23 protein-coding genes are annotated in these 20,610 nt (G+C 63.3%); 10 read left to right on the top strand and 13 right to left on the bottom strand.

The window, feature by feature from the left end; translation table 11 throughout:
• Positions 1 to 36 precede the first annotated feature (36 nt).
• Positions 37 to 324, top strand: coding sequence for a SelT/SelW/SelH family protein (locus J4E58_RS05900; protein WP_087088948.1), 288 nt, complete (start codon positions 37 to 39; stop codon positions 322 to 324).
• On the opposite strand, the gene J4E58_RS05895 is transcribed toward J4E58_RS05900, so the two are convergent.
• Positions 318 to 1,208: a DMT family transporter gene (locus J4E58_RS05895; RefSeq protein WP_007929748.1), complete on the bottom strand. Its 891-nt coding sequence runs from the start codon at positions 1,206 to 1,208 to the stop codon at positions 318 to 320. The genes J4E58_RS05900 and J4E58_RS05895 overlap by 7 nt on opposite strands.
• A gap of 94 nt (positions 1,209 to 1,302) precedes the next feature.
• Entirely contained in the window at positions 1,303 to 2,061 is a 759-nt protein-coding gene (locus tag J4E58_RS05890) for an AraC family transcriptional regulator (RefSeq protein WP_053260082.1), read from the bottom strand.
• 132 nt (positions 2,062 to 2,193) lie between these two features.
• Between J4E58_RS05890 and J4E58_RS05885 the strand changes: the two genes are divergently transcribed.
• A complete protein-coding gene (locus J4E58_RS05885) occupies positions 2,194 to 3,015 on the top strand; it encodes a UDP-2,3-diacylglucosamine diphosphatase (protein WP_009042684.1) in 822 nt (273 codons plus the stop codon).
• Positions 3,016 to 3,100: 85 nt separating this feature from the next.
• Here the strand turns inward: J4E58_RS05885 and J4E58_RS05880 are convergent, their stop codons facing one another.
• Together J4E58_RS05880 and J4E58_RS05875 are read right to left on the bottom strand one after the other, a co-directional pair.
• Complete coding sequence (locus tag J4E58_RS05880) at positions 3,101 to 3,691, bottom strand: HD domain-containing protein (RefSeq protein ID WP_087088946.1); 591 nt, start codon at positions 3,689 to 3,691, stop codon at positions 3,101 to 3,103.
• 98 nt (positions 3,692 to 3,789) lie between these two features.
• On the bottom strand, positions 3,790 to 4,101 hold the full coding sequence (locus J4E58_RS05875; RefSeq protein ID WP_025805147.1) for a DUF962 domain-containing protein: 312 nt from the start codon (positions 4,099 to 4,101) through the stop codon (positions 3,790 to 3,792).
• A gap of 161 nt (positions 4,102 to 4,262) precedes the next feature.
• Between J4E58_RS05875 and J4E58_RS05870 the strand changes: the two genes are divergently transcribed.
• On the top strand, positions 4,263 to 5,324 hold the full coding sequence (locus J4E58_RS05870) for an AraC family transcriptional regulator (protein ID WP_087088943.1): 1,062 nt from the start codon (positions 4,263 to 4,265) through the stop codon (positions 5,322 to 5,324).
• Here the strand turns inward: J4E58_RS05870 and J4E58_RS05865 are convergent.
• A complete protein-coding gene (locus J4E58_RS05865) occupies positions 5,281 to 6,735 on the bottom strand; it encodes a TrkH family potassium uptake protein (RefSeq protein ID WP_007929741.1) in 1,455 nt (484 codons plus the stop codon). The two genes, J4E58_RS05870 and J4E58_RS05865, sit on opposite strands and share 44 nt — an antisense overlap.
• 120 nt (positions 6,736 to 6,855) lie before the next feature.
• On the opposite strand from J4E58_RS05865, the gene J4E58_RS05860 reads away from it, so the two are divergent.
• Positions 6,856 to 7,422 (top strand): nitroreductase family protein, encoded by a 567-nt coding sequence (locus tag J4E58_RS05860; protein WP_007929740.1) that lies wholly within the window; start codon positions 6,856 to 6,858, stop codon positions 7,420 to 7,422.
• Between the two features lie 12 nt (positions 7,423 to 7,434).
• On the opposite strand, the gene J4E58_RS05855 is transcribed toward J4E58_RS05860, so the two are convergent.
• The 6 genes from J4E58_RS05855 to J4E58_RS05830 form a co-directional block, all read right to left on the bottom strand.
• Positions 7,435 to 8,775, bottom strand: a complete 1,341-nt coding sequence (locus J4E58_RS05855; RefSeq protein ID WP_087088941.1) for a HAMP domain-containing sensor histidine kinase — start codon at positions 8,773 to 8,775, stop codon at positions 7,435 to 7,437.
• A gap of 66 nt (positions 8,776 to 8,841) precedes the next feature.
• Complete coding sequence (locus tag J4E58_RS05850; protein WP_016702278.1) at positions 8,842 to 9,279, bottom strand: Spy/CpxP family protein refolding chaperone; 438 nt, start codon at positions 9,277 to 9,279, stop codon at positions 8,842 to 8,844.
• A gap of 256 nt (positions 9,280 to 9,535) precedes the next feature.
• On the bottom strand, positions 9,536 to 10,213 hold the full coding sequence (locus tag J4E58_RS05845) for a response regulator transcription factor (protein ID WP_007930075.1): 678 nt from the start codon (positions 10,211 to 10,213) through the stop codon (positions 9,536 to 9,538).
• A 7-nt stretch (positions 10,214 to 10,220) separates the two neighbouring features.
• Positions 10,221 to 10,631, bottom strand: a complete 411-nt coding sequence (locus J4E58_RS05840; protein ID WP_087088938.1) for a translation initiation factor 2 — start codon at positions 10,629 to 10,631, stop codon at positions 10,221 to 10,223.
• Between the two features lie 110 nt (positions 10,632 to 10,741).
• Entirely contained in the window at positions 10,742 to 11,041 is a 300-nt protein-coding gene (locus J4E58_RS05835; RefSeq protein ID WP_087088936.1) for a YciI family protein, read from the bottom strand.
• A 1-nt stretch (position 11,042) separates the two neighbouring features.
• Positions 11,043 to 11,639 carry a septation protein A gene (locus J4E58_RS05830; RefSeq protein ID WP_087088934.1) on the bottom strand — a complete coding sequence of 199 codons (597 nt, stop codon included), beginning with the start codon at positions 11,637 to 11,639 and terminating at the stop codon, positions 11,043 to 11,045.
• An 87-nt stretch (positions 11,640 to 11,726) separates the two neighbouring features.
• Here J4E58_RS05830 and J4E58_RS05825 point away from each other — a divergent pair, with 87 nt between their 5' ends.
• From J4E58_RS05825 to rluB, 5 genes are all read left to right on the top strand, one after another.
• Positions 11,727 to 12,590 (top strand): PHP domain-containing protein, encoded by an 864-nt coding sequence (locus J4E58_RS05825; protein WP_007930079.1) that lies wholly within the window; start codon positions 11,727 to 11,729, stop codon positions 12,588 to 12,590.
• Positions 12,591 to 12,603: 13 nt separating this feature from the next.
• On the top strand, positions 12,604 to 13,233 hold the full coding sequence (locus J4E58_RS05820) for an L-threonylcarbamoyladenylate synthase (RefSeq protein ID WP_009042694.1): 630 nt from the start codon (positions 12,604 to 12,606) through the stop codon (positions 13,231 to 13,233).
• A gap of 120 nt (positions 13,234 to 13,353) precedes the next feature.
• On the top strand, positions 13,354 to 14,052 hold the full coding sequence (locus tag J4E58_RS05815; protein WP_172962981.1) for a ScpA family protein: 699 nt from the start codon (positions 13,354 to 13,356) through the stop codon (positions 14,050 to 14,052).
• Between the two features lie 12 nt (positions 14,053 to 14,064).
• Positions 14,065 to 15,147 carry an SMC-Scp complex subunit ScpB gene (gene scpB / locus J4E58_RS05810; RefSeq protein WP_087088932.1) on the top strand — a complete coding sequence of 361 codons (1,083 nt, stop codon included), beginning with the start codon at positions 14,065 to 14,067 and terminating at the stop codon, positions 15,145 to 15,147.
• 203 nt (positions 15,148 to 15,350) lie between these two features.
• Positions 15,351 to 16,565 (top strand): 23S rRNA pseudouridine(2605) synthase RluB, encoded by a 1,215-nt coding sequence (gene rluB, locus J4E58_RS05805; protein WP_007930085.1) that lies wholly within the window; start codon positions 15,351 to 15,353, stop codon positions 16,563 to 16,565.
• Positions 16,566 to 16,791: 226 nt separating this feature from the next.
• Here rluB and J4E58_RS05800 read toward each other — a convergent pair whose 3' ends face one another.
• Positions 16,792 to 17,751: a leucyl aminopeptidase gene (locus tag J4E58_RS05800; RefSeq protein WP_087088930.1), complete on the bottom strand. Its 960-nt coding sequence runs from the start codon at positions 17,749 to 17,751 to the stop codon at positions 16,792 to 16,794.
• A 70-nt stretch (positions 17,752 to 17,821) separates the two neighbouring features.
• Complete coding sequence (locus J4E58_RS05795; RefSeq protein WP_007930088.1) at positions 17,822 to 17,959, bottom strand: hypothetical protein; 138 nt, start codon at positions 17,957 to 17,959, stop codon at positions 17,822 to 17,824.
• Positions 17,960 to 19,013: 1,054 nt separating this feature from the next.
• On the opposite strand from J4E58_RS05795, the gene J4E58_RS05790 reads away from it, so the two are divergent.
• Complete coding sequence (locus J4E58_RS05790; protein ID WP_053260092.1) at positions 19,014 to 20,435, top strand: amino acid permease; 1,422 nt, start codon at positions 19,014 to 19,016, stop codon at positions 20,433 to 20,435.
• Positions 20,436 to 20,610: the final 175 nt, after the last annotated feature.

Here is a 20,610-nt window from a genome sequence, read left to right as displayed (position 1 = left end):
ATAACGACGCCCTTGAGCCCAGGAGTCGGCAGCACCATGTCAGAACGTAAACCCGAAGTGGTCATCACCTATTGCATCCAGTGCCAGTGGCTGCTGCGCGCCGCCTGGCTGGCCCAGGAACTGCTGAGCACCTTCAGCGACGACCTGGGCAAGGTGTCCCTGGAGCCGGCCACCGGCGGCACGTTCCGCATTACCTGCGACGGCGTACAGATCTGGGAACGCAAGGCCGATGGCGGTTTTCCCGAAGCCAAGGTACTCAAGCAGCGGGTGCGCGACCAGATCGATCCGCAGCGCGACCTCGGCCACAACGACCGCACTCAGTGAGACGCGACTTCCGCCACTGGCGCTTTTTTGCTTGAGCCGGACAGGCTGCTGGAGACCACGATGGCGAGGATGATCAAGACGCCGCCGATCAGCATGCGCAGCGTCGGCGTCTCGTTGAACAGCAGCCAGGCCACGGTGATCCCGTAGACCGGCTCCAGGGCGAACACCACCGCCGCAGTGCGGGCCTTGATCACCGCGAGGCTGGCGACGAACAGGCTGTGGGCCAGGCCGGTGCAGAAGATGCCGAGCAGGCTGATCCACAACCAGTCGAGGGCCCGGACCTCGCTCAGCCCTGGGGCCGCCACCGGCAGCAAGCACAAGGCAACCACCACGTTCTGGCACAGTGCCGCCTGCACCGCCGGGATGCGCGCGGAACTGGCGCGGTTGTTCAGTGACAGCAGGGCGAACAGCAGGCCCGATCCCACAGCCCAGAGCAGCCCGCTGGTGGCTTCGCTGGCGAGGTCGAAGTCCGGCGTGACCAGCACCAGGCCGACGCTGACCAGGGCCACCAGGACGATCTCGTTGAGGCGGATCCGCTCACGAAAGATCAGCCCCTCGAGGATCACCGTGAAGGCCGGGAAGCTGGCGAAACCCAGGGTGGCGATGGCCACGCCGGCGACTTTCACCGCGATGAAGAAACTCACCCAGTGCCCGGCCAGCAGCAGGCCGCTGAGCAACAGGCGCCACCAGTCCGTGGCCTGCAGCCGTTGCCAGCGGATGCTGCTGGCGCAGCGGGCGAAGAACGCCAGGGCGAGCACCGCGAACGCCGCGCGACCAAAGACGATGATGGCCGGCGAAGCGGCGGCGAGTTTGCCGAATACACCGGTGAGGCCGAACATCAATGCGCCGATATGCAGGGCGCCAAGGGCAGTACGCGGAGTCATTTCAATCCTTCAAAACGGTTGAGCGGAGCGGTGCCAGTCTAAAAGCCTGGGCAGGACCCGGTCTGTCGCGATCCTCGCGTTTTTTGTCGACAGCCTAGCGCTGGCCCGTCGCGCGCCGCAGCTTGCCGGGGGAGACGCCGAACTCGCGCAGCACCGCGGCGGCGAAGGCGCTCTGGGAGCTGTAGCCGACGCGGCTGGCGATTTCGCCGATGGGCAGTGCCGAATCGCGCAACAGCCCGGCGGCCATGTGCAGGCGCCGGCTGCGGATGTAGTCCATCGGCGTCTGCCCGCATTCGGCGACAAACCGCGCATGCAGGCGAGCGCTGGACAGCCCGGCGATTTGCGCCAGGTCGGCCACTTGCAGCGGATGGGCGGCGTGTTTATCGATATGGGCATTCAAGGCGGCATAGGGCAGGCGTCGGCCGCCGACGCTGGCGGGGCTGGCCTGGTTGAGGCTGGCCAGCAACAGCACGGCGCCTTGCTGGGCAATCAGCGGGTCGTTGACCGGGCTGCCGGCGAGCCAGTTGACCAGCTGGCTCTGCGCCGTATCCAGGGGCAGGCGCCCAGGGTTGTCGAGCAGGCGGCGACTGGCATCGGCGTGATCGCCCAGCGACTGCAGCAGCCAATGTTCGTCGGGCACGTCGAGCACCAGGCAGCGACTGCCGTTGGGGCTGCCGCAGGCATGATGGGCGCCGGAAGGCACCACCACGAAGCTCTGCTGGACCACCTGGCTGCCCTGGCCGTCGACCTCGAAGTCGAGCTGGCCCGACAGGCCGAACACCAGTTGCGCGTGTTCGTGGCTGTGGACGATCAGGTCGTGGCTGTATTGGCGTAGCGTGAGGATCGGTCTCATCGCAGTCTCCTTGGCAGAACGGCAGTCTACACCGGCGGCCCGGGCTTCAGCGTTGTCATCGGACTGCCGTATTTCTGTCACAGGCGATTAATCGCTGGGGCGCAAGCTCGCAGAAAATGCAGGAGCGTGCCCATGACCAGTGCCGAACTCGCCAGACCCAGCCGTAAACAACGCGTGCGCACCCTGTGGATTTCCGATGTGCATCTGGGCACCCGGGACTGCCAGGCGGAGCATCTGTCGCAGTTCCTCAAAGGCTATCATGCCGACCGGATCTACCTGGTCGGCGACATCATCGACGGCTGGAAGCTGCGCGGCGGCATGTACTGGCCCCAGGCACACACCAACGTCATCCGCCGCCTGCTGACCATGAGCAAGCGAGGCACCGAGGTGATCTATGTCACCGGCAACCACGACGAATTCCTGCGCCGTTATTCGAAGCTGATCCTGGGCAATATCCAGTTGGTGGACGAGGCGGTGCATGTCACCGCCGACGGCCGGCACCTGCTGGTGATCCATGGCGACCAGTTCGATGTCATCACCCGCTACCATCGCTGGCTAGCCTTTCTCGGCGATTCGGCCTATGAGTTCACCCTGACCCTCAATCGCTGGCTCAATCACTGGCGGGCGCGCTACGGCTACGGTTACTGGTCGTTGTCGGCCTACCTCAAGCACAAGGTCAAGACTGCGGTCAGCTTTATCAGCGACTTCGAGGAAGCCATCGCTCACGAATGCGTGAAGCGCGAGCTGCACGGCGTGGTGTGCGGGCACATTCACCATGCCGAGATCCGTAAGGTAGGCGAGGTGGACTACCTCAACTGTGGGGATTGGGTCGAGTCGTGCACCGCCCTGATCGAGCATTGGGATGGCACCATCGAGCTGTATCGCCTGGCCGACGCCCAGGCGCGCGAGGCACAGCGCAAGGCCGAACTGGCCAAGGTCGCGGAGCTGGCCTGAATAGTATCGCGAGCATGCTCGCTCCTACAAAAACGGAGATCCCCCTGTAGGAGCGAGCTTGCTCGCGATGGCCGCTCAGCTGTCCTCAGGCCGGTGCGTGTTCCTTTATGGCCGCCTTGTAGATCGAGTTTTTCGGCTGGGCGAACAGGCGTTCGAGCATGGGTTCGAAAAAGCTCAGGGGCAGGCTGTCGTAGTCTGGATCGAACGCCGCGGCGTCGTACTTGGCACAGAACTCGGCGGTCTGCAGATACAGCGGGTGGTCCTTGAATTGTTCGCGCAGGTGCCGGTCCATGCCCAGGTGATGGAAGAAGTAGTAGCCCTGGAAGATCCCGTGCTTCTCCACCATCCACAGGTTCTCGGGGCTGACGAAGGGCTTGAGGATCGCCGCGGCGATGTCCGGGTGATTGTAGGAACCCAGGGTGTCGCCGATGTCGTGGAGCAGGGCACAGACCACGTATTCCTCGTCGCGGCCGTCATGCCAGGCCCGGCTGGCGGTTTGCAGCGAGTGGGTCAGGCGGTCCACCGGGAAGCCGCCAAAATCGCCCTCGAGCAACTTCAGGTGCGCCACGATGCGCGCCGGCAACTGCTTGGCGTAGGCACTGAAATCCGCGGCGATGATCGCCCAGTCTTCCTGGGTGCCATCCTTCATGTGGGTGAAACGGGCGTGAGCGTTCATCGGCCATCCTCTTGTTGTTTTCTGCGCAACGATGGGAGTCTATGCCTTGGATCCAATCCTGCACTGGCTGTGCAGGACGGCTTGCTGTCCGGCGAGGCCTAGAACGGCACCTTGCCGGTCAGCATGTCGCGGTACATGACGAAATCGCCCACAAGGCTGTAGAGCGGATGCTGGAAGGTGGCCGGGCGGTTCTTCTCGAAGAAGAAATGACCGACCCAGGCGAAGCTGTAGCCGGCCACCGGCAGGGCCAGCAGCAATAGCCAGGCGCCTTTGCCGATGGCGAAGGCGAGGATGAAGATCACCAGGGTCGTGCCCACGAAGTGCAGGCGGCGGCAGGTGCTGTTGCTGTGTTCGCTCAGGTAATACGGATAGAACTCGGCGAAGCTGTTGAATTGCTTGATGTTATCCACGACTGCGATCTCTGTGGTTGTTGTTCTGCCAGCGGATGCTCTGCGGGGAGCTTATTTGAGTCTAGAGTCATCAATAGCTGGGGCCAGTGACAATAGGCGCCACTTTAGTATCCTTGGGAAATCGGCCGTAGCATGCGGCTCATCATGTAAAAGAACCCACCATGAGCGAACGAACGACTTCTGCAAGCTGGGCGATGGGAATTGTCAAAGCTCTGGAGATGGACGGCCTGGATTGCCGTGCATTGTTCAAGCAGATCGGGCTCGACTATGCCGCGCTGGACGACCCGGACGCACGCTTCCCCCAGGATTCGATGACGCGTCTCTGGCGGCGTGCGGTGGAGCAGTCCGGCAACCCGGCGATCGGCCTGAACATGGGCAAGGTGGTGCGACCGGCTTCCTTCAACGTGGCCGGGTATGCCCTGATGTCCAGTCGTACCCTGGCCGAGGGTTTCCAGCGTTTGGTGCGCTATCAGCGGATCATCGCGGAAAGCGCTGATCTGAGTTTCCGACTTTTACCTGAAGGTTATGCGCTGATTCTGACGGTGCACGGCGATCATCTGCCGCCGACCCGGCAAAGTGCCGAGGCTTCGCTGGCCTGTGCGCTGGCGCTGTGTGGCTGGCTGACCGGGCGTACGCTGCAGCCGCGCCAGGTCCTGATGCAGGGGGCGGTGCCGGTTGATCTGGAGCCCTACAAGCAGGCGTTTCATGCGCCGCTGGTGTTCAACGCGCCTTACGATGGATTGATTTTCGAGCGGGCCGATATGGAGGCGCCGTTGCCGACCGCCAATGAAGCCATGGCGCGGCTGCATGACCGCTTCGCCGGTGAGTACCTGGCGCGCTTCTCCGAAAGCCGGGTGACGCACAAGGCGCGCCAGGCGCTGTGCCGGTTGTTGCCCCAGGGCGAGCCGAAGCGCGAAGCCGTGGCCCAGACCCTGCACCTGTCCCAGCGCACCCTGCAACGGCGTCTGCAGGAGGAGGGCACCAGTTTCCAGACCCTGCTCGACGACACCCGGCGTGAGCTGGCCGAGCAGTACCTGGCGCAGCCGAGCATGACCCTGCTGGAGATTGCCTATCTGTTGGGGTTTGCCGACCCGAGCAATTTTTTCCGCGCTTTCCGCCGCTGGTTCGATGCCACGCCCGGCGAATACCGGGCGCGATTGCAGGAGTCCGGGGCCGCTGTCAGTGACGCCAGAATGCCGGAATACACAGCACGAATACGGTGATGATTTCCAACCGGCCGAGCAGCATGCCCAGGGACAGAATCCACTTGGCGGCGTCCGGCAGGGTGGCGAAGTTGCCGGCCGGGCCGATGGTTTCGCCCAGGCCCGGGCCGACCCCCGACACCGTACTGGCCGCGCCGGTCAGGGCGGTCATCCAGTCCACACCCAGCAGCGACAGCGCCAGGGCGATCACGCAGATGGTGATGGCGAAGAAGAACGAGAAGGTCAGGATCGAGCGGACGATTTCCTCGTCGAGGCGGTGACCGTTGTACTTCTGCTTGATCACCGCGCGCGGGTGGATCAGCTGGTTCAAGTTGGCCTTGAGCAGGATATAGGCGACCTGGAAGCGGAAGATCTTGATCCCGCCGGCGGTCGAGCCGGAACAGCCGCCGACGAAGCCCAGGTAAAAGAACAGCATCAGCGAGAAGTTGCCCCACAGGCTGTAGTCGCCCAGGGCGAAACCGGTGGTGGTGACCACCGAGGTGACGTTCAGCGCAACGTGACGCAGGGCTTCCAGCCAATGCAGCTGGGTGGTCCACCAGTACCAGGTGCCGAGCACCAGCCAGGTCACCAACAGCATCCCGAGCAGGCCCTGGACCTGCTGGTCCTTGATCAGCGCCCGGCGGTTGCCGCGCAGGGTGGCGACGTACAGGGTGAACGGCAGGCTACCGAGGATCATCACCACCACCGCCACCCAGTGCACCGCCGGTTGCGGCCAGTGCGCCAGCGAGCTGTCGGACGTGGAGAAGCCGCCGGTGGAAATCGCCGACATCGCGTGGTTGATCGCGTCGAACAGGCTCATCCCGGCCCACCAGAAGGCCAGGCTGCCGAGAATGGTGATGCCGACATACGCCGCCACGATCAGCCGCGCCACCATGTGCGAACGCGGCATGACCTTTTCCGAACGGTCCGAGGATTCGGTCTGGAACAGGCGCATGCCACCGATGCGCAGCAGCGGGAGGATCGCCACCGCCATGCCGATGAAGCCGATTCCGCCGAGCCAGTGCAACAGGGAGCGCCACATCAGGATGCCCGGCGACATGTTGTCCAGGCCGCTGAGCACGGTGGCGCCGGTGGCGGTGATGCCGGACATGCTTTCAAAGAACGAGTCGGTGTAGCTGATGTGCTGGGTCAGCAAAAACGGCAGGGCGGCGAAGATGCACACCACCACCCAGCTGGACACCGTCAGCAGGTACATGTCCCGCGGACGCAGGTGCACATGTTCCGGGCGCCCCGGTATCACCAGGGCCAGGCCGGCGACGAAGGTGATCATGCTGGCCCAGAGGAACGACGGCAGGTCGCCGGTGCGTTCGAACAGCACCAGCGTCGCCATCGGAATGACCATGGCGATGGCCAGGGTGATCAGGAAAATGCCGATGATGAAACCAATGATCCGTAGGGTCGGCAACGCCATGAGGTCCGCTCGGGGCTGATAAGGAGGGCGCCATTCTACCTGCGGCGCAGAGCATGTAAACCGGCACCCGGAAGGCACTTCCCGGTAGAATGGCCGGACATTTTTTTCAGGAGGTGGCCGATGGAGGCTCTCGACGCATTGCTCAACCGTGTTTCCGTACCGCGTCTGGTGGACCCGGCGCCGACGGCGGCGCAACGCGAAGCGCTGTTCGCGGCGGCATTGCGCGCCCCGGATCATGGCCAGTTGCGGCCGTGGCGCTTTCTGACGGTGGAAGGCGCGGCCCGCGAGCAGTTGGGCGAGCTGCTGGTGGAAGCGGTGCAATTGCAGGGGGGCGAAGTGACCCAGGCGGCCCTGGACAAGGCCCGTGCCATGCCATTGCGCGCGCCGTTGGTGGTGGTTGTGGTGGCGCGCCTGCAGGAACACGTCAAGGTACCGAAGTCGGAGCAACGGCTGGCGGCCGGCTGTGCCGCCCATGGCATCCTGCTGGCGGCCTATGCCCAGGGTATCGGTGCGGTGTGGCGTACCGGCGAGCTGTCCTATTCGCCCCATGTCGCCAAGGGCCTTGGCCTGGGCGAAGGTGAAGAGATCATCGCCTTCCTGTACCTGGGCACACCGCTGAACGAGCCACGGGTCGCGCCCAAGGTGGACACGGCGGAGTTCGTCAGCGCCTGGTCGGGCAAGGCCTGATCCTGAGGCTGCTCAGGCCTGGGCAGTAACGCCTGGCACCAACGGCAACTCCAGGCTGGCGATAAAACCACCCTGCGGATGATTGTCCAGGGTCAGGCTGCCGCCATGGCGTTCCGCGGCGCGTCGGGCGATGGCCAGGCCCAGCCCGTGACCCGGCGCGGTCTGGCCCGGGGCGCGGTAGAAGGGTTCCCCCAGCTGGCGCAAATGTTCGGCCTCCACACCGGGGCCGTGATCGCGGACGCTGAGCACAATCCTGTCCCCCTGACGCAATGCCTGTACTTCGATCGGCTGTCCGGCCGGGTTGAAGCGCTGGGCATTGCGCAGCAGATTGTCCACCGCCCGCTCGATCATGGTCGGCCAGCCCTTGAGGCTGAGTTGCGATTCGGCCTGGATGTTCACCGGCTGTTCCGGGCAGGCCAGTTGGGCATCCTTCTGCAGGTTATCGAGCAGGGCGTTGAGGTCCACCTCTTCGGCGCTGGCGTTGTCGGCATCGACCCGGGCCAGCACCAGGATTTCGCTGATCAGCGCTTCCAGGCGATCGCACTCGCGGGTCAGGCGCGGCCACAGGCGCTCGCGCTCCTCGACCGTGGCCCGCTCGGCCAGCGCCAGGGCGATGCGCAGGCGCGCCAGCGGCGAGCGCAGCTCGTGGGAGACATCGCGCAGCAGTTGGCGCTGGCTGCCAATCAGGCTTTGCAGGCGCGAGCCCATGCGGTTGAAGTCCTTGGCCAGCACGCCGAACTCGTCGCGGCGGGCGGCCAGGCGGGCCAGGCTGTTCTGTTGGTAGGTGGCCTGTCCCAGGTCATGCACCGCACCGCGTAAACGGCTGAGGGGGCGGGTGATGGACAGGGTCACCAGCAGGCTGAACAGGGTCAGCACCACCAGCGCGATGGTCAGGGCACTCAGCGGCCACAGCAGGCTGTCGCGGTGCCAGGCGTCCAGTTCCGGATGGGGGATGCGGTAGATCAGCAGGTAGGTTTCGCCGGTTTTCGGGCTGGTGTATTCGGCGGTCAGGCGCCGCCAGGGCAGGCGCCGGTCATCGTTGTTCTGCCGGGCCTCCAAGGCGGCCGCGCGGCGCGGGAAGGTGCCACGGACCACCGGGTCGCCGGCGTCGTTGAGCACTTGCACGTTGACGTGATACTGGTGCTTGCGCTGCTCCAGAATCTCCTGGGCGGCGTCTTCGCCTTGTTCTTCGTAGGTGCGCGTCCACTCTTCGGCCAGGGTATTGAGGCCCGGATGGCGACTGAGGATCCAGGCATCCTGGTTCAGCATGTGGCCAAGCAGAATCGACAGCCCTGCAACCAGGGTGATAGCCAGCCAGAAGCTGGCGAGGATGCGCCAGAACAATGAACGCACGGGAAGTCCTCAAACAAGGAAAGCCCAGTGGGAGCGCCACTGGGCTGTGGGATAAGCGCTAAAACATTATTGCGCTTTTTGCGGCTGTTGCGCTTTCCAGGCCTTGAACTCAGCCCATTCGGCGCGGCGCTCGGCGTGTTTCTTCTGGATGGCGTCAAACTCTTTCTGCTGTTCCGGCTTGAGCAGGGCGCGGATATCGGCTTCGGTTTTCTGGCGCTTGGCGGCGATCTCGTCCTTCATGGCTTTCTGGTCGGCCGGCGACAGTTTTTCCAGGTACTTCTGCACCAGCTGCTTGCGCTCGTGCATCTGCTCACCCATCAGCTTGCGGATCTGCTGGCGCTGTTCGTGGCTCAGGTCCAGCTGGCTGTAAGGGCCTTTGCCCCGCATGTGTTCGCTGTGGCGCGGGCCATCCATCGGCCCCATGGGGCCTGCGCCTTCCGGCATGGCCATGGCCACGGTCGGCAGGGCGGCGGCGAACATCAGAGCGATCAGGGTCTTGCGCATGGTGTATCTCCTTGTCTCATTCCCGGTCAGTTCCGGATGTGTGCAGATTACGCAGAGCAAGGTCAGCGGCGGTCAGCGAAGGGTAAAGCTTGGGTAAAGACGTTTTTTGGCGAAACTGACATAACCCCTGTAGCCGCTGCCGAGCCCGCGAGGCGGCGAACGACCGGTACGCTCGCGGGGATCTTGCGAATGCAGGACGGCGGCGGCCCTATCGCAGCCTGCGGCAGCGGCTGCAGGACCAGGGATCAGTTCAGAGTCAGAGGCTGTAGTAGTAGCCGCGGCTGCGCAGGGCGACGATGCGCGGGCGGCCGTCGGGGTGCGGGCCGATCTTCTTGCGCAGGTTGCTGACGTGCATGTCCAGGCTGCGGTCGTACAGGGTCAGCTTGCGGCCCAGGGCGATCTGCGCCAGTTCCTGCTTGTCCAGCGGTTCGCCCGGTTGCTTGAGCAAGGCTTCCAGCAGGCGGCTTTCGGAAACGGTGAGGGTGATGTCCTGTTCGTCGATGCTGACCACGCCGCGCACCGGGCTGAAACACAGGTCGCCCAGCTCCATCTGGCTGGACACCGCGGTCGGGTGGCTGCGGCGCAGCACAGCGCGCAGGCGGGCGGTCAGTTCACGCGGGTCGCAGGGTTTGGCCAGGTAGTCGTCGGCGCCCAGCTCCAGGCCGAGGATGCGGTCCAGGGGCTCGCCGCGGGCCGAGAGCATCAGCACCGGCAAGTCCGGGTGGTCGCTGCGCAGTTGCTTGAGCAGTTCCAGGCCGCTGCCGTCGGGCAGCATCACGTCCAGCACCACCGCCGCCGGGGCGTGATCGGCCAGGGCGCGACGGGCGCTCAGGCCATCGTGGCAGGCCCGTACCTGAAAACCCTCCTGGCCCAGCCAGCTGGTCAGGAGCTCGCAGAGCTCCTGGTCATCGTCAATCAGTAACAGGTCGCTCATGAATCACTCAATTTAGCCATTGTCGACGCTTTCTATGTCCACCACTGGCGAAGATACCGCAGAGCAGGGCCAATAGCGCTACCCCGGCGCCGGTGACGAACCACTGTTGCTGATCGGTCAGCAGGCGCGGCACGGAACTGGCCTGGACTTCGCGCAGTTGCAGCTTGAGGCGCTGATTCTCCTGGCGCAGGCGGCTCAGCTGGGCGCTTTCGCGCTCGCTGTCGGCACCCTGCAATTGCCGGGTCAGCTCTTCACGCTGGCGCTCGCTGTCTTTAAGGCGCTGCTGCAATTCGTTGATCTGGCTGCCGGCACTCAGGGACAAAGGCGTCGAATGCCCAGGGGCCGTGGTTTCTTCGGCGGAGGCGCTCGCCCCGATCGTTAACATGACCAACAACAGGCACAACAGACCTTGGCGCATCGCAACTCCTGATTCCAATCGAGTGTTGGGCAGGTTGTCGGCAGTCAAACGAGAATAATGAGCGATTGAGAGCGCGATGAACCGATAAGGTTCACCGCGGGGGAGAGGATTTACGGCAGGACTTGCTTGAACGGCTTGACCACGACGTTGGCATAGACACCGGCGGCGACGTAAGGGTCGGCGTCGGCCCAGGCCTGGGCGGCGTTCAGCGAGTCGAATTCGGCGACGATCAGGCTGCCGGTGAAACCCGCGGCGCCAGGATCATTGCTGTCGACGGCAGGGTGTGGCCCGGCCAGTACCACGCGACCTTCGGCCTTGAGCTGCTGCAACCGCTCCAGATGCGCCGGGCGCGCGGCCAGGCGGTTTTCCAGGGAGTTGGCGACGTCTGTAGCAATGATTGCGTAAAGCATGTCAGTCCTCGGTTTTCGACGTGGTGGGTTCGGTGTCGTGAAGATGGCGCGACAGGTAAATGCCCTGGCCGACCAGGAACAGCACGGTCATGCCCAGGCTGCCGAAGACCTTGAAGTCGACCCAGATGCTCTGGAAGGTGAAGGCGACAAACAGGTTGGCGGCGCCGCAGAACAGGAAGAAGGCGATCCAGGCGATGTTCAGGCGGGTCCAGACCGGATCCGGCAGGCTCAGCGCGTGGCCCATGATGCGCTTGATCAGCAGGCGGTCGCCGATGAAATGGCTGCCGCTAAAGGCCAGGGCGAACAGCCAGTTGACCACCGGCGCCTTCCACTTGAGGAAGGTCTCGCTGTGGAAGGCCAGGGTCAGGCTGCCGAACACCAGGCAGGCGACCAGGGTCAGCCACTGGCTTTTCTCCAGCTTGCGCTGGGAGATGAACAGCGCGCCGTAGACCACCAGGGAACTGATGATCAACACCGCCGTGGCGCTGTAGATACCGCCTACGGTCAGTTGTTGGCCGGCAATGTCGACGACTCGGGGATCGATTTTGTAGACGATGAAAAACAGGAACAGCGGGATGAAGTCGATGAATTGTTTCACAGTGGCAGCCAGAAGCAGGATGTGGCGGCATAATAACAAACATCCATGGTAGCGAAAGCGCCAGCTGACTTGAGGTTGAACAGTCCCGTGAATGTTGATTTGCACTGCCACAGCACGGCCTCCGATGGCGCCCTGGCGCCCGCGGCTCTGGTTGCGCGTGCGTTCGAGAAAGGCGTGCGAGTCCTGGCCCTGACCGATCATGACACCCTGGAAGGCCTCGACGAGGCGCGCCTGGCGGCCCATGAACTGGGCATGCAACTGGTCAATGGCGTCGAATTGTCCTGCACCTGGGGTGGGGCGACCATTCATGTGCTGGGCTACGGCTTCGACGTCAATGCGCCGTCATTGGTCGAAGCCATCGGCAAATTGCATGACGGTCGCTGGCTGCGGTCCGAAGAAATAAGCCGCAAGCTGGCGCTCAAAGGCATGCCGGGCGCCCTCGAAGGGGCCCGGGCGATCCAGCAGGAACTGGGCGACAGCGGCAATGCGCCGGCCCGGCCGCACTTCGCCGATTACCTGGTGCGCGCCGGTTTCGTGAAGGACCGCGCCGAAGCTTTTCGCAAATGGCTGGGGGCCGGCAAGCTGGGCGACGTCAAGCAGCACTGGCCGACCCTCGAGGAAACCGTCGAGACGTTGCGCGCGGCGGGGGCCTGGGTCAGCTTGGCGCATCCCTGGCATTACGATTTCACCCGCAGCAAACGTCGCCGCCTGATTGCCGACTATATTCAAGCAGGTGGCCACGCGATCGAGGTGGTCAACGGCCATCAACCCGCCGAGCAGGTGGGCAGCCTGGCCATCCTTGCTCGGGAGTTCGGTCTGCTGGTGAGCGCCGGCAGTGATTTTCATGGCCCTGGAGGCTGGTCCGAGATAGGCGAGTATCGCCCGGTTCCGGAGGATCTGCCGCCGCTCTGGTGTCGGTTCAAACATGACCCAATTATTGCCGCCGTCTGAACAGGTAGAGAATGTGAGTCAATTTTTCCAGATTCATCCGGAAAACCCGCAACCGCGCCTGATCAAACAGGCTGTCGAAATCATCCGCTCAGGGGGCGTGGTGATCTACCCGACCGACTCGTCCTACGCCATTGGCTGCCAGATCGGCGACAAGAGTGCGGTCGAGCGCGTGCGGCGCCTGCGGCAACTGGATGACAAACACAACTTCGCGCTGATCTGCAGCGACCTGTCGCAGCTGGGCCTGTTCGCCAAGATCGATACCGGCACCTTTCGCCTGCTCAAGGCGCATCTGCCTGGGCCTTATACCTTCATCCTCAACGCCACCCGCGAAGTGCCACGGCTGTTGCTGCACCCGAAGAAACGCACCATCGGCCTGCGGGTGCCGAGCCATCCGATCGCCCTGGCGCTGCTGGCCGAACTCGGCGAGCCGCTGATGAGCGTCAGCCTGATCATGCCCGGCGAAACCGAGCCGATGAACGACCCTTATGAAATGCGCCAACTGCTCGAGCATCAGGTCGACCTGATCATCGATGGCGGTTTTGGCGGCATCATGGCCTCCACCGTGATCAACCTGGCCGATGGCGAGCCGGAAGTGATCCGTATCGGCTGCGGCGACCCGGCTCCCTTCATGGTCGAGGCCTGAATGTCCGCAGTGGAACACGTCGACGACCAGGCCGGAGCGCAGCAGGAGCTGCCCTTTGCGATGGTCTATGGCCAGGCGGTCATGGAAATGCCGCTGGACCTGTACATCCCGCCGGACGCCCTGGAAGTCTTTCTCGAAGCCTTCGAAGGCCCGCTCGACCTGCTGCTGTATCTGATCCGCAAACAGAACATCGACATCCTCGACATCCCGGTGGCGGAAATCACCCGCCAGTACATGGGCTATGTCGAGTTGATGCAGTCGGTGCGCCTGGAGCTGGCCGCCGAATACCTGGTGATGGCGGCCATGCTCGCCGAGATCAAGTCGCGCATGTTGTTGCCGCGCTCGGCCGAGGTGGAAGAGGAAGAGGAAGACCCGCGCGCCGAACTGATCCGTCGCCTGCAGGAGTATGAGCGCTTCAAGGCCGCCGCCGAAGGCATCGACGGCCTGAGCCGGGTCGGTCGCGACGTCATAGTGCCCAAGCTCGACGCCCCGGAAGCCCGGGCGCGCAAGTTGTTGCCGGATGTCGCCCTGGAAGAGGTGCTGATGTCCATGGCCGAGGTGTTGCGCCGTGGCGACATGTTCGAAAGCCATCAGGTCAGCCGCGAGGCGCTGTCCACCCGCGAGCGCATGAGCGAGGTGCTGGAGCGGCTCAAGGGCGGTGGTTTTGTGCCCTTTGTCGAGCTGTTCACCGCGGAAGAAGGACGCCTGGGGGTGGTGGTGACCTTCATGGCGATCCTCGAACTGGTCAAGGAATCCCTGGTCGAGCTGGTACAGAATGAGCCCTTCACGGCTATCCATGTGCGGGCGCGAGCCGAATAACGAGCTGAAACAATGAATCTGAATGAACCCCGCGAGCTGGCGCCACTGCTTGAAGCCTTTCTGTTGGCCTCGGGAAAACCGCAATCCATGGAGCGCCTGTTCGAGCTTTTCGAGGAAGGCGAGCGGCCGGACCCCGCGGTCTTCAAGAAGGCCCTGACCATTCTGGGCAAGTCCTGCGAGGGGCGGGCCTTCGAACTCAAGGAAGTGGCCTCCGGTTATCGCCTGCAGGTGCGGGAAAAGTTCGCGCCCTGGGTCGGCCGGCTGTGGGAAGAACGGCCCCAGCGCTACTCCCGGGCGATGCTGGAAACCCTGGCGCTGATCGCCTACCGCCAGCCGATCACCCGTGGCGAGATCGAGGATGTGCGGGGCGTGGCGGTCAACAGCCAGATCGTCAAGACCTTGCTCGAGCGCGAGTGGATTCGGGTGGTCGGCTACCGTGACGTGCCGGGCAAGCCGGCGATGTTCGCCACCACCAAGGCGTTTCTCGATCACTTCAACCTGAAGAACCTCGACGACCTGCCGCCGCTGGCCGAGCTGCGCGAGATCGAGACCGAGCCGGTCCTCGACTTCGATGACGCGCCGGTGCCCGCCAGCCTGCAAGCCTTGGCCGACGCCAGCGCCGAGCCGGAAGAACCGAAGGAAGAGACCAGTTTCCACACCTTGCTGCTGGAGCTGGACTCGATGGAGGAGGGGATCAAGACCGACTTCGACGATCTGCATCGCGATGGCGCGGTCGATTCGTCCGGGGACGATGTGATTGCCGGCACCGAGGTGGACACCGAGATCTGGGCCGAAGCGCACACTCGTGCCGAAGCCGAAGCCGAAGCCGAAGCCGAAGCCGAAGCCGAAGCCGAAGCCGAAGCCGAAGCCGAAGCCGAAGTACAAGTCGAGCACGATACCGAACTCGAAGCGGACGCCGACGACGAACAGGAAGTCGATGACGATGTGCTCGGCGTCGCCGAAGCCCGCGCCAAGCTGCTGGCCGCCGTGGCGGCACTGGAACCGCCGACTCCGGAACTGAGCGACGAAGAGGCCGAAGCCCTGGCGCTGGCCGAGGCCATCGAGAACGAAAGACGCCTGCTCGAAGACGATTGAGACGCCTCGGTCGCCCAGGTGCCTGCGCTGCCACCGGCCAGCGGAAAAATCGGTAGGCCACCACTTATCGGCTAGTCTCTGATGCGCAACCGGCGCCATGAGCGTATGATTCGCGACCCTTTGGCGATCCCTTCGCCACAAGACCTGTTTTTATTACTGTTCAGGCCGCTCAAGCCTGAATCGACACACCGGGAGGTGCCCAGATGAGTGAAGATCAGCAAGACCAACAGGAAATCGGCCCAGCAGGCGAAAAGCTGCAGAAAGTCCTCGCCCGTATCGGCGTCGGCTCGCGCCGTGACGTAGAGTCCTGGATCAGCCAGGGCCGGATCAAGGTCAATGGCAAAGAGGCCACCCTTGGCCTGCGCGTCGACCTGCACGACGCCATCTCCATCGATGGCAAGGTGATCAAGCGCGAAGAGGCGTCCGAATCGGTCCGCCGCGTGATCATGTACAACAAGCCCGATGGCGAAATCTGCACCCGTGACGACCCGGAAGGCCGTCCGACCGTGTTCGACAAGCTGCCGCGTCCGCGAGAAGGCCGCTGGATCAATATCGGTCGCCTCGACATCAACACCACCGGCCTGCTGATGTTCACCACCGACGGTGAGCTGGCCAACCGCCTGATGCACCCGTCCTATGAAATGGACCGTGAGTACGCGGTACGTGTGCGTGGCGAAGTCGACGACGAGATGATCGAGCGCCTGAAAGCCGGCGTGATGCTCGAAGACGGCCCGGCCAAGTTCACCGACATCCAGCAGGCGCCCGGTGGTGAAGGTTTCAACCACTGGTACCACTGCGTGGTGATGGAAGGCCGCAACCGTGAAGTGCGTCGCCTGTGGGAATCCCAGGGCCTGGTGGTCAGCCGCCTGAAGCGCGTGCGTTTCGGTCCGGTGTTTCTCAACTCCGACCTGCCGATGGGCCGCTGGCGCGAAATGAGCCAGTACGAAGTGGACGTCCTCAGTGCCGAGGTTGGCCTGACGCCGGTGGCGATGCCGCAGCTCAACGCCAAGAGCAAGGACAAGCTGGAACGCATGCAGCGCAAATCCTCGCGCCCGGTCGGCAAGAGCGAGCGCGTGCGGACTCTGCGTCCAGCTCATGGCGCGCCTGCCGCCGGTGCCCCGCGCCCGTCGCGCGAGCCGCAGATCGAAGGCGAGCGTCCAGGCCGCAAGCCTGCGCCACGCCAGGATGGCGAGCGCGCTCCACGGGCGCCGCGTCCGGCTGCCGGTCGGGGTGAATCGGGTCGTGGTACGCCAGTGGCGGATCGTCCGAGCGACACCAAGCGCCCGGCCAAGCCAGCGCCGAAGTCCAAGCGTCCGGGCATTGTCCTGGTCGATAAGGACGCACCGTCGGGCAAGCGCCGCGGCGCTCCGGCCGGTTCCGGCCAGCGCCCGGGGTTCGGTCGCCGCAAGCCCGAGTGAGGCAGCCTTGAGCTGCAAGCTGTAAGCGACAAGAAAAAACGCCAACCTCAGGGTTGGCGTTTTTTTTGCCTCTTATGTAGCCGCTGGCGAAGCCTGCGATCGGGCTGGACGGCATTCCGACGTAGCGGCCGTAAAAGCCGTCAACAGAGGTCTGGCGGGCTATTCGCGTTCCGGCATCTTGCGACTGCTACGCAGCCGATCGCAGGCTGCGCCAGCGGCTACAGGCTCAGAACACAAACCTGCCATCGAACACCGGCTTGTCGTCCAGCGCCAGCACCCCGCTGGCAAAGATCAGGTCCAGGTGATGGCTGCCCTTGGCGCCACCGCCCAGCCCCAGGTGCAGGCCGCAATGGCGCTCCTCGAAACCCGAGTTGCGCGCGTAGAGGTCTTTCACTCCTTCGTTGGTGCCGATGCCCAGTTCCTCGATGCGCCGGTTGGACGGGTTGGCATCCAGGTATTTGTTGAAGTCGTCCGCCAGCCCCGGCACGTCGGTGGCGATGCGGCTGATGGTGGAGTTCTCGATCCACAATTCCAGCGGCGATTGCAGCACGCCGTACTTGCGCGCGAAGGGGATGGTGCCGAGGAAGGTGCCGACGAATTTCACCCGGCCATTGATGGCCTCGCTGTGGCTGGCGATTTCTCCGGGTGCCAGGTCGTAGTTGCCCACGCCGTTGATGTTGGTCCACTTCTTGATGCTGTCCAGCGGCGCTTCGAAGTACGAACCGTGGTCGTCGCGAAAGCTCAGGGTGGTGGCTTCGGACATATGCTGGATCAGGGTCGCGTTGAGCTCGGCGATGCGTTGCGGCTCGACGCTGAAGGTGTCGTAGAAGTAGTCGCCGTAGTCCTTGAACAGCAGCGACTTCTTCCAGTTCTCGGCCATCACGCCCTGCAGCGCCTGGATGAACTCCGGGCCTTGCGGGCGGGGCGGCGAGAGGGTGGAGGAGTCGTAGAAGAAGATATACAGATCGCAGTCGGCGATGGCCTGGGCCAGCGCCGAGGTGGGTTCGAGGTCGAGACGCAGGGCTGTGAAACTGAAGGGCTCACCGGCCTGCTCGATGATGGCGGCGCTGGTGGCGGCATATTCGGCGGTGTGGCCGATCAGGACCCTGGCGCTCTGGCGCTCGGCCAGGGCCGGGTGGTGTTCGAGGTAGTAAAGGAAATGTCGGATGGCAGCGGTGTTGTCCATGGATCCTCCCTGACAGACAGCGGACGGAGGCAGGGGCGACCGCCGGGCCGCTCCTGCCTAAAGGCCCTTTTTACAAAGGCCACATCGCCGTGCCGAACGGTACTACCGCGTCGGCCTGCATCATTTCCACCGCGGCCTCGTGGGTCGCTGCTTCAAACCAATCGTCCAGTTGCAGTTCAGTGTCCAAGTCTTTTTCCAGTGCTTGCATCGTGAATCTCCTAGATGACTTTTCGGATAAAAGCAGTTTCGGATAAGCAGTCGGTGAGACGGCTCGGGCGTTCTACGGGGAGTGCTTGAAAGCCCCAACTGCTCAACGTGGCCGCTCGGCTTGCCGGGGGTGTGGTCCGGCAAGTGGCTGGAAACCTAGTCCAGGGTTTTTTGAAATGCAAAAAAATAATTGAATTATTTTTATTGAACTTTTTGTTCTGTTTTTGTGCTGGAAAATTATCAAAAAAAAACAAAAAGCTGAGCGAGCAGACAGATAAAAAAGCGCTGGCCGTCAATTTGCAGTCGCCGATGTCACTGATCTGAAGTGGAAAAAATACGTTCCGCCTTGTAAAGAAATACTTACGAAAAATCCGCTATCGATTCATCGAATCGACCCTTGTTCGGCGCTGTAAGAAAAACCTTCCGTTGTTGCCTCGATACAGCCCGCCGCCGGGCTCCAAGCCGCTTGTTCCGCGGCCTCAAGGCAGGTGTGATGCAGCCCATGCCTGTGTGCAGGTGCATAACAAGAAGGAGGCGCAATGAACGCCGTGGCTCACCTCAACCGATTCCCTCCGAAGGGCGATTGCTGTCGTACCTTCGTCGACGACCCCGACGGGTCTGTCCCGAACCTTGCCGCCGATGCCGAGCATCGAGCTGGCCCCGTGCGATTCCGGCACCCGACGCGCTGATAAGCCGCGTCTGGCGGCAGGGAGTCAGGGGTGTACAATGCGCGGCGTTTTAACTGTGACCCAACTGCGTATCCGCGCATTTTGCGCCCCAACGACTGGTTTCGACGCGTGACGAGCCCTGGCTCGAATGCTCGAGACACGCTCCCAAGGCCAATAATCTCAAGGCTATCCGCCTTGTTCACTCCGCCGCGTCACAAGCGTGGTGGGTTCGATTTCGTCACAGATAAAAACAAACAGGTGACGCATGACCGTTAAACAAACGCTGAACTCCTGGTGCCTGCGCTGGGGTTTGATCCGCGCTGCTTAAGCCTGCTGTCGGCTGCAACGTCTATCGAACATCATCAAACCTTGCGTGAGACCCTTTTCATGAGTGGACAAAACTCGCATTCAGGCGAGCTGAAGCGCGGCCTGAAAAATCGCCATATTCAACTGATTGCCCTGGGCGGCGCGATCGGTACCGGATTGTTCCTGGGCTCCGCCGGCGTGCTCAAGTCGGCCGGGCCGTCGATGATCCTCGGCTACGCCATCTGCGGCTTCATCGCCTTCATGATCATGCGCCAGCTCGGCGAGATGATCGTCGAAGAGCCGGTGGCCGGTTCCTTCAGCCATTTCGCGCACAAGTACTGGGGCGGTTTCGCCGGTTTCCTGTCGGGCTGGAACTGCTGGATTCTGTACATCCTGGTGGGTATGTCGGAGCTGACCGCGGTCGGCAAGTACGTGCACTACTGGTGGCCGGACGTGCCGACCTGGGCCTCGGCCGCGGCGTTCTTCGTGCTGATCAACCTGATCAACCTGGCCAACGTCAAAGTCTTCGGTGAAGCCGAGTTCTGGTTCGCGATCATCAAGGTGGTGGCCATCGTCGGCATGATCGCCCTGGGCAGCTACCTGCTGGTCAGCGGTCACGGCGGCCCGCAGGCTTCGGTGAGCAACCTGTGGGAGCACGGCGGGTTCTTCCCCAATGGCGTCAGCGGCCTGGTAATGGCCATGGCGATCATCATGTTCTCCTTCGGCGGCCTGGAGATGCTCGGGTTTACCGCGGCCGAGGCCGACAAGCCGAAGACCGTGATTCCCAAGGCCATCAACCAGGTGATCTACCGCATCCTGATTTTCTACATCGGTGCCCTGGTCGTGCTGTTGTCCCTGACCCCATGGAACAGCCTGCTGGAGACCCTGAATGCCTCCGGCGATGCCTACAGCGGCAGCCCGTTCGTCCAGGTGTTCTCGATGCTGGGCAGCGATACCGCGGCGCACATCCTCAACTTCGTGGTCCTGACCGCGGCCTTGTCGGTGTACAACAGCGGCACTTACTGCAACAGCCGCATGCTGCTGGGCATGGCCGAGCAGGGCGACGCGCCGAAAGTCCTGGCGAAGATCGACAAGCGCGGTGTGCCGGTGATGTCGATCCTGGCCTCGGCGGTGGTGACCTTCGTTGCCGTGGTGCTCAACTACCTGATCCCACAGCACGCCCTGGAGCTGCTGATGTCGCTGGTGGTCGCGACCCTGGTGATCAACTGGGCGATGATCAGTTACTCGCACTTCAAGTTCCGCCAGCACATGAACCGCACGAAACAATCGCCGCTGTTCAAGGCGCTGTGGTACCCCTACGGCAACTACGTCTGCCTGGCGTTCGTGGTGTTCATCCTCGGCATCATGCTGATGATTCCGGGTATCCAGATCTCGGTGTACGCGATTCCGGTGTGGGTCGCTTTCATGTGGGTCTGCTACGGCATCAAGAACAAGCGCAGCGCGCAGCACGCGCTGCAGGTCGCCAGTTCTTCGGCGAAGTAACGCCAGCGCGACAACGACAAACCCGGCCTTGGCCGGGTTTTTTGTGGGCGCCAGGATTGCTTGGCAGCGAGCGGGCGGCGATCCGACTTGCCCGCGATCCGCGAAGCGGCCATCCAGCACGGGCGCCATCGCGAACAAGCCTCGCTCCTACGGGAGGCAGTGCGATTCGCGGTAT

This window comes from Pseudomonas sp. FW305-25, from assembly GCF_017351415.1.
Classification (GTDB): domain Bacteria; phylum Pseudomonadota; class Gammaproteobacteria; order Pseudomonadales; family Pseudomonadaceae; genus Aquipseudomonas; species Aquipseudomonas chlororaphis.
Note: the sequence above shows the minus strand (reverse complement) of the source record. Positions and strands in the feature narration are given on the sequence as shown.

Coding starts and splice junctions, on each gene's coding strand:
- J4E58_RS05900 (WP_087088948.1), top strand. CDS start 37: ATGTCAGAACGTAAACCCGAAGTGGTCATCACCTATTGCATCCAGTGC.
- J4E58_RS05895 (WP_007929748.1), bottom strand. CDS start 1,208: ATGACTCCGCGTACTGCCCTTGGCGCCCTGCATATCGGCGCATTGATG.
- J4E58_RS05890 (WP_053260082.1), bottom strand. CDS start 2,061: ATGAGACCGATCCTCACGCTACGCCAATACAGCCACGACCTGATCGTC.
- J4E58_RS05885 (WP_009042684.1), top strand. CDS start 2,194: ATGACCAGTGCCGAACTCGCCAGACCCAGCCGTAAACAACGCGTGCGC.
- J4E58_RS05880 (WP_087088946.1), bottom strand. CDS start 3,691: ATGAACGCTCACGCCCGTTTCACCCACATGAAGGATGGCACCCAGGAA.
- J4E58_RS05870 (WP_087088943.1), top strand. CDS start 4,263: ATGAGCGAACGAACGACTTCTGCAAGCTGGGCGATGGGAATTGTCAAA.
- J4E58_RS05865 (WP_007929741.1), bottom strand. CDS start 6,735: ATGGCGTTGCCGACCCTACGGATCATTGGTTTCATCATCGGCATTTTC.
- J4E58_RS05860 (WP_007929740.1), top strand. CDS start 6,856: ATGGAGGCTCTCGACGCATTGCTCAACCGTGTTTCCGTACCGCGTCTG.
- J4E58_RS05850 (WP_016702278.1), bottom strand. CDS start 9,279: ATGCGCAAGACCCTGATCGCTCTGATGTTCGCCGCCGCCCTGCCGACC.
- J4E58_RS05845 (WP_007930075.1), bottom strand. CDS start 10,213: ATGAGCGACCTGTTACTGATTGACGATGACCAGGAGCTCTGCGAGCTC.
- J4E58_RS05840 (WP_087088938.1), bottom strand. CDS start 10,631: ATGCGCCAAGGTCTGTTGTGCCTGTTGTTGGTCATGTTAACGATCGGG.
- J4E58_RS05835 (WP_087088936.1), bottom strand. CDS start 11,041: ATGCTTTACGCAATCATTGCTACAGACGTCGCCAACTCCCTGGAAAAC.
- scpB (WP_087088932.1), top strand. CDS start 14,065: ATGAATCTGAATGAACCCCGCGAGCTGGCGCCACTGCTTGAAGCCTTT.
- rluB (WP_007930085.1), top strand. CDS start 15,351: ATGAGTGAAGATCAGCAAGACCAACAGGAAATCGGCCCAGCAGGCGAA.
- J4E58_RS05800 (WP_087088930.1), bottom strand. CDS start 17,751: ATGGACAACACCGCTGCCATCCGACATTTCCTTTACTACCTCGAACAC.
- J4E58_RS05795 (WP_007930088.1), bottom strand. CDS start 17,959: ATGCAAGCACTGGAAAAAGACTTGGACACTGAACTGCAACTGGACGAT.
- J4E58_RS05790 (WP_053260092.1), top strand. CDS start 19,014: ATGAGTGGACAAAACTCGCATTCAGGCGAGCTGAAGCGCGGCCTGAAA.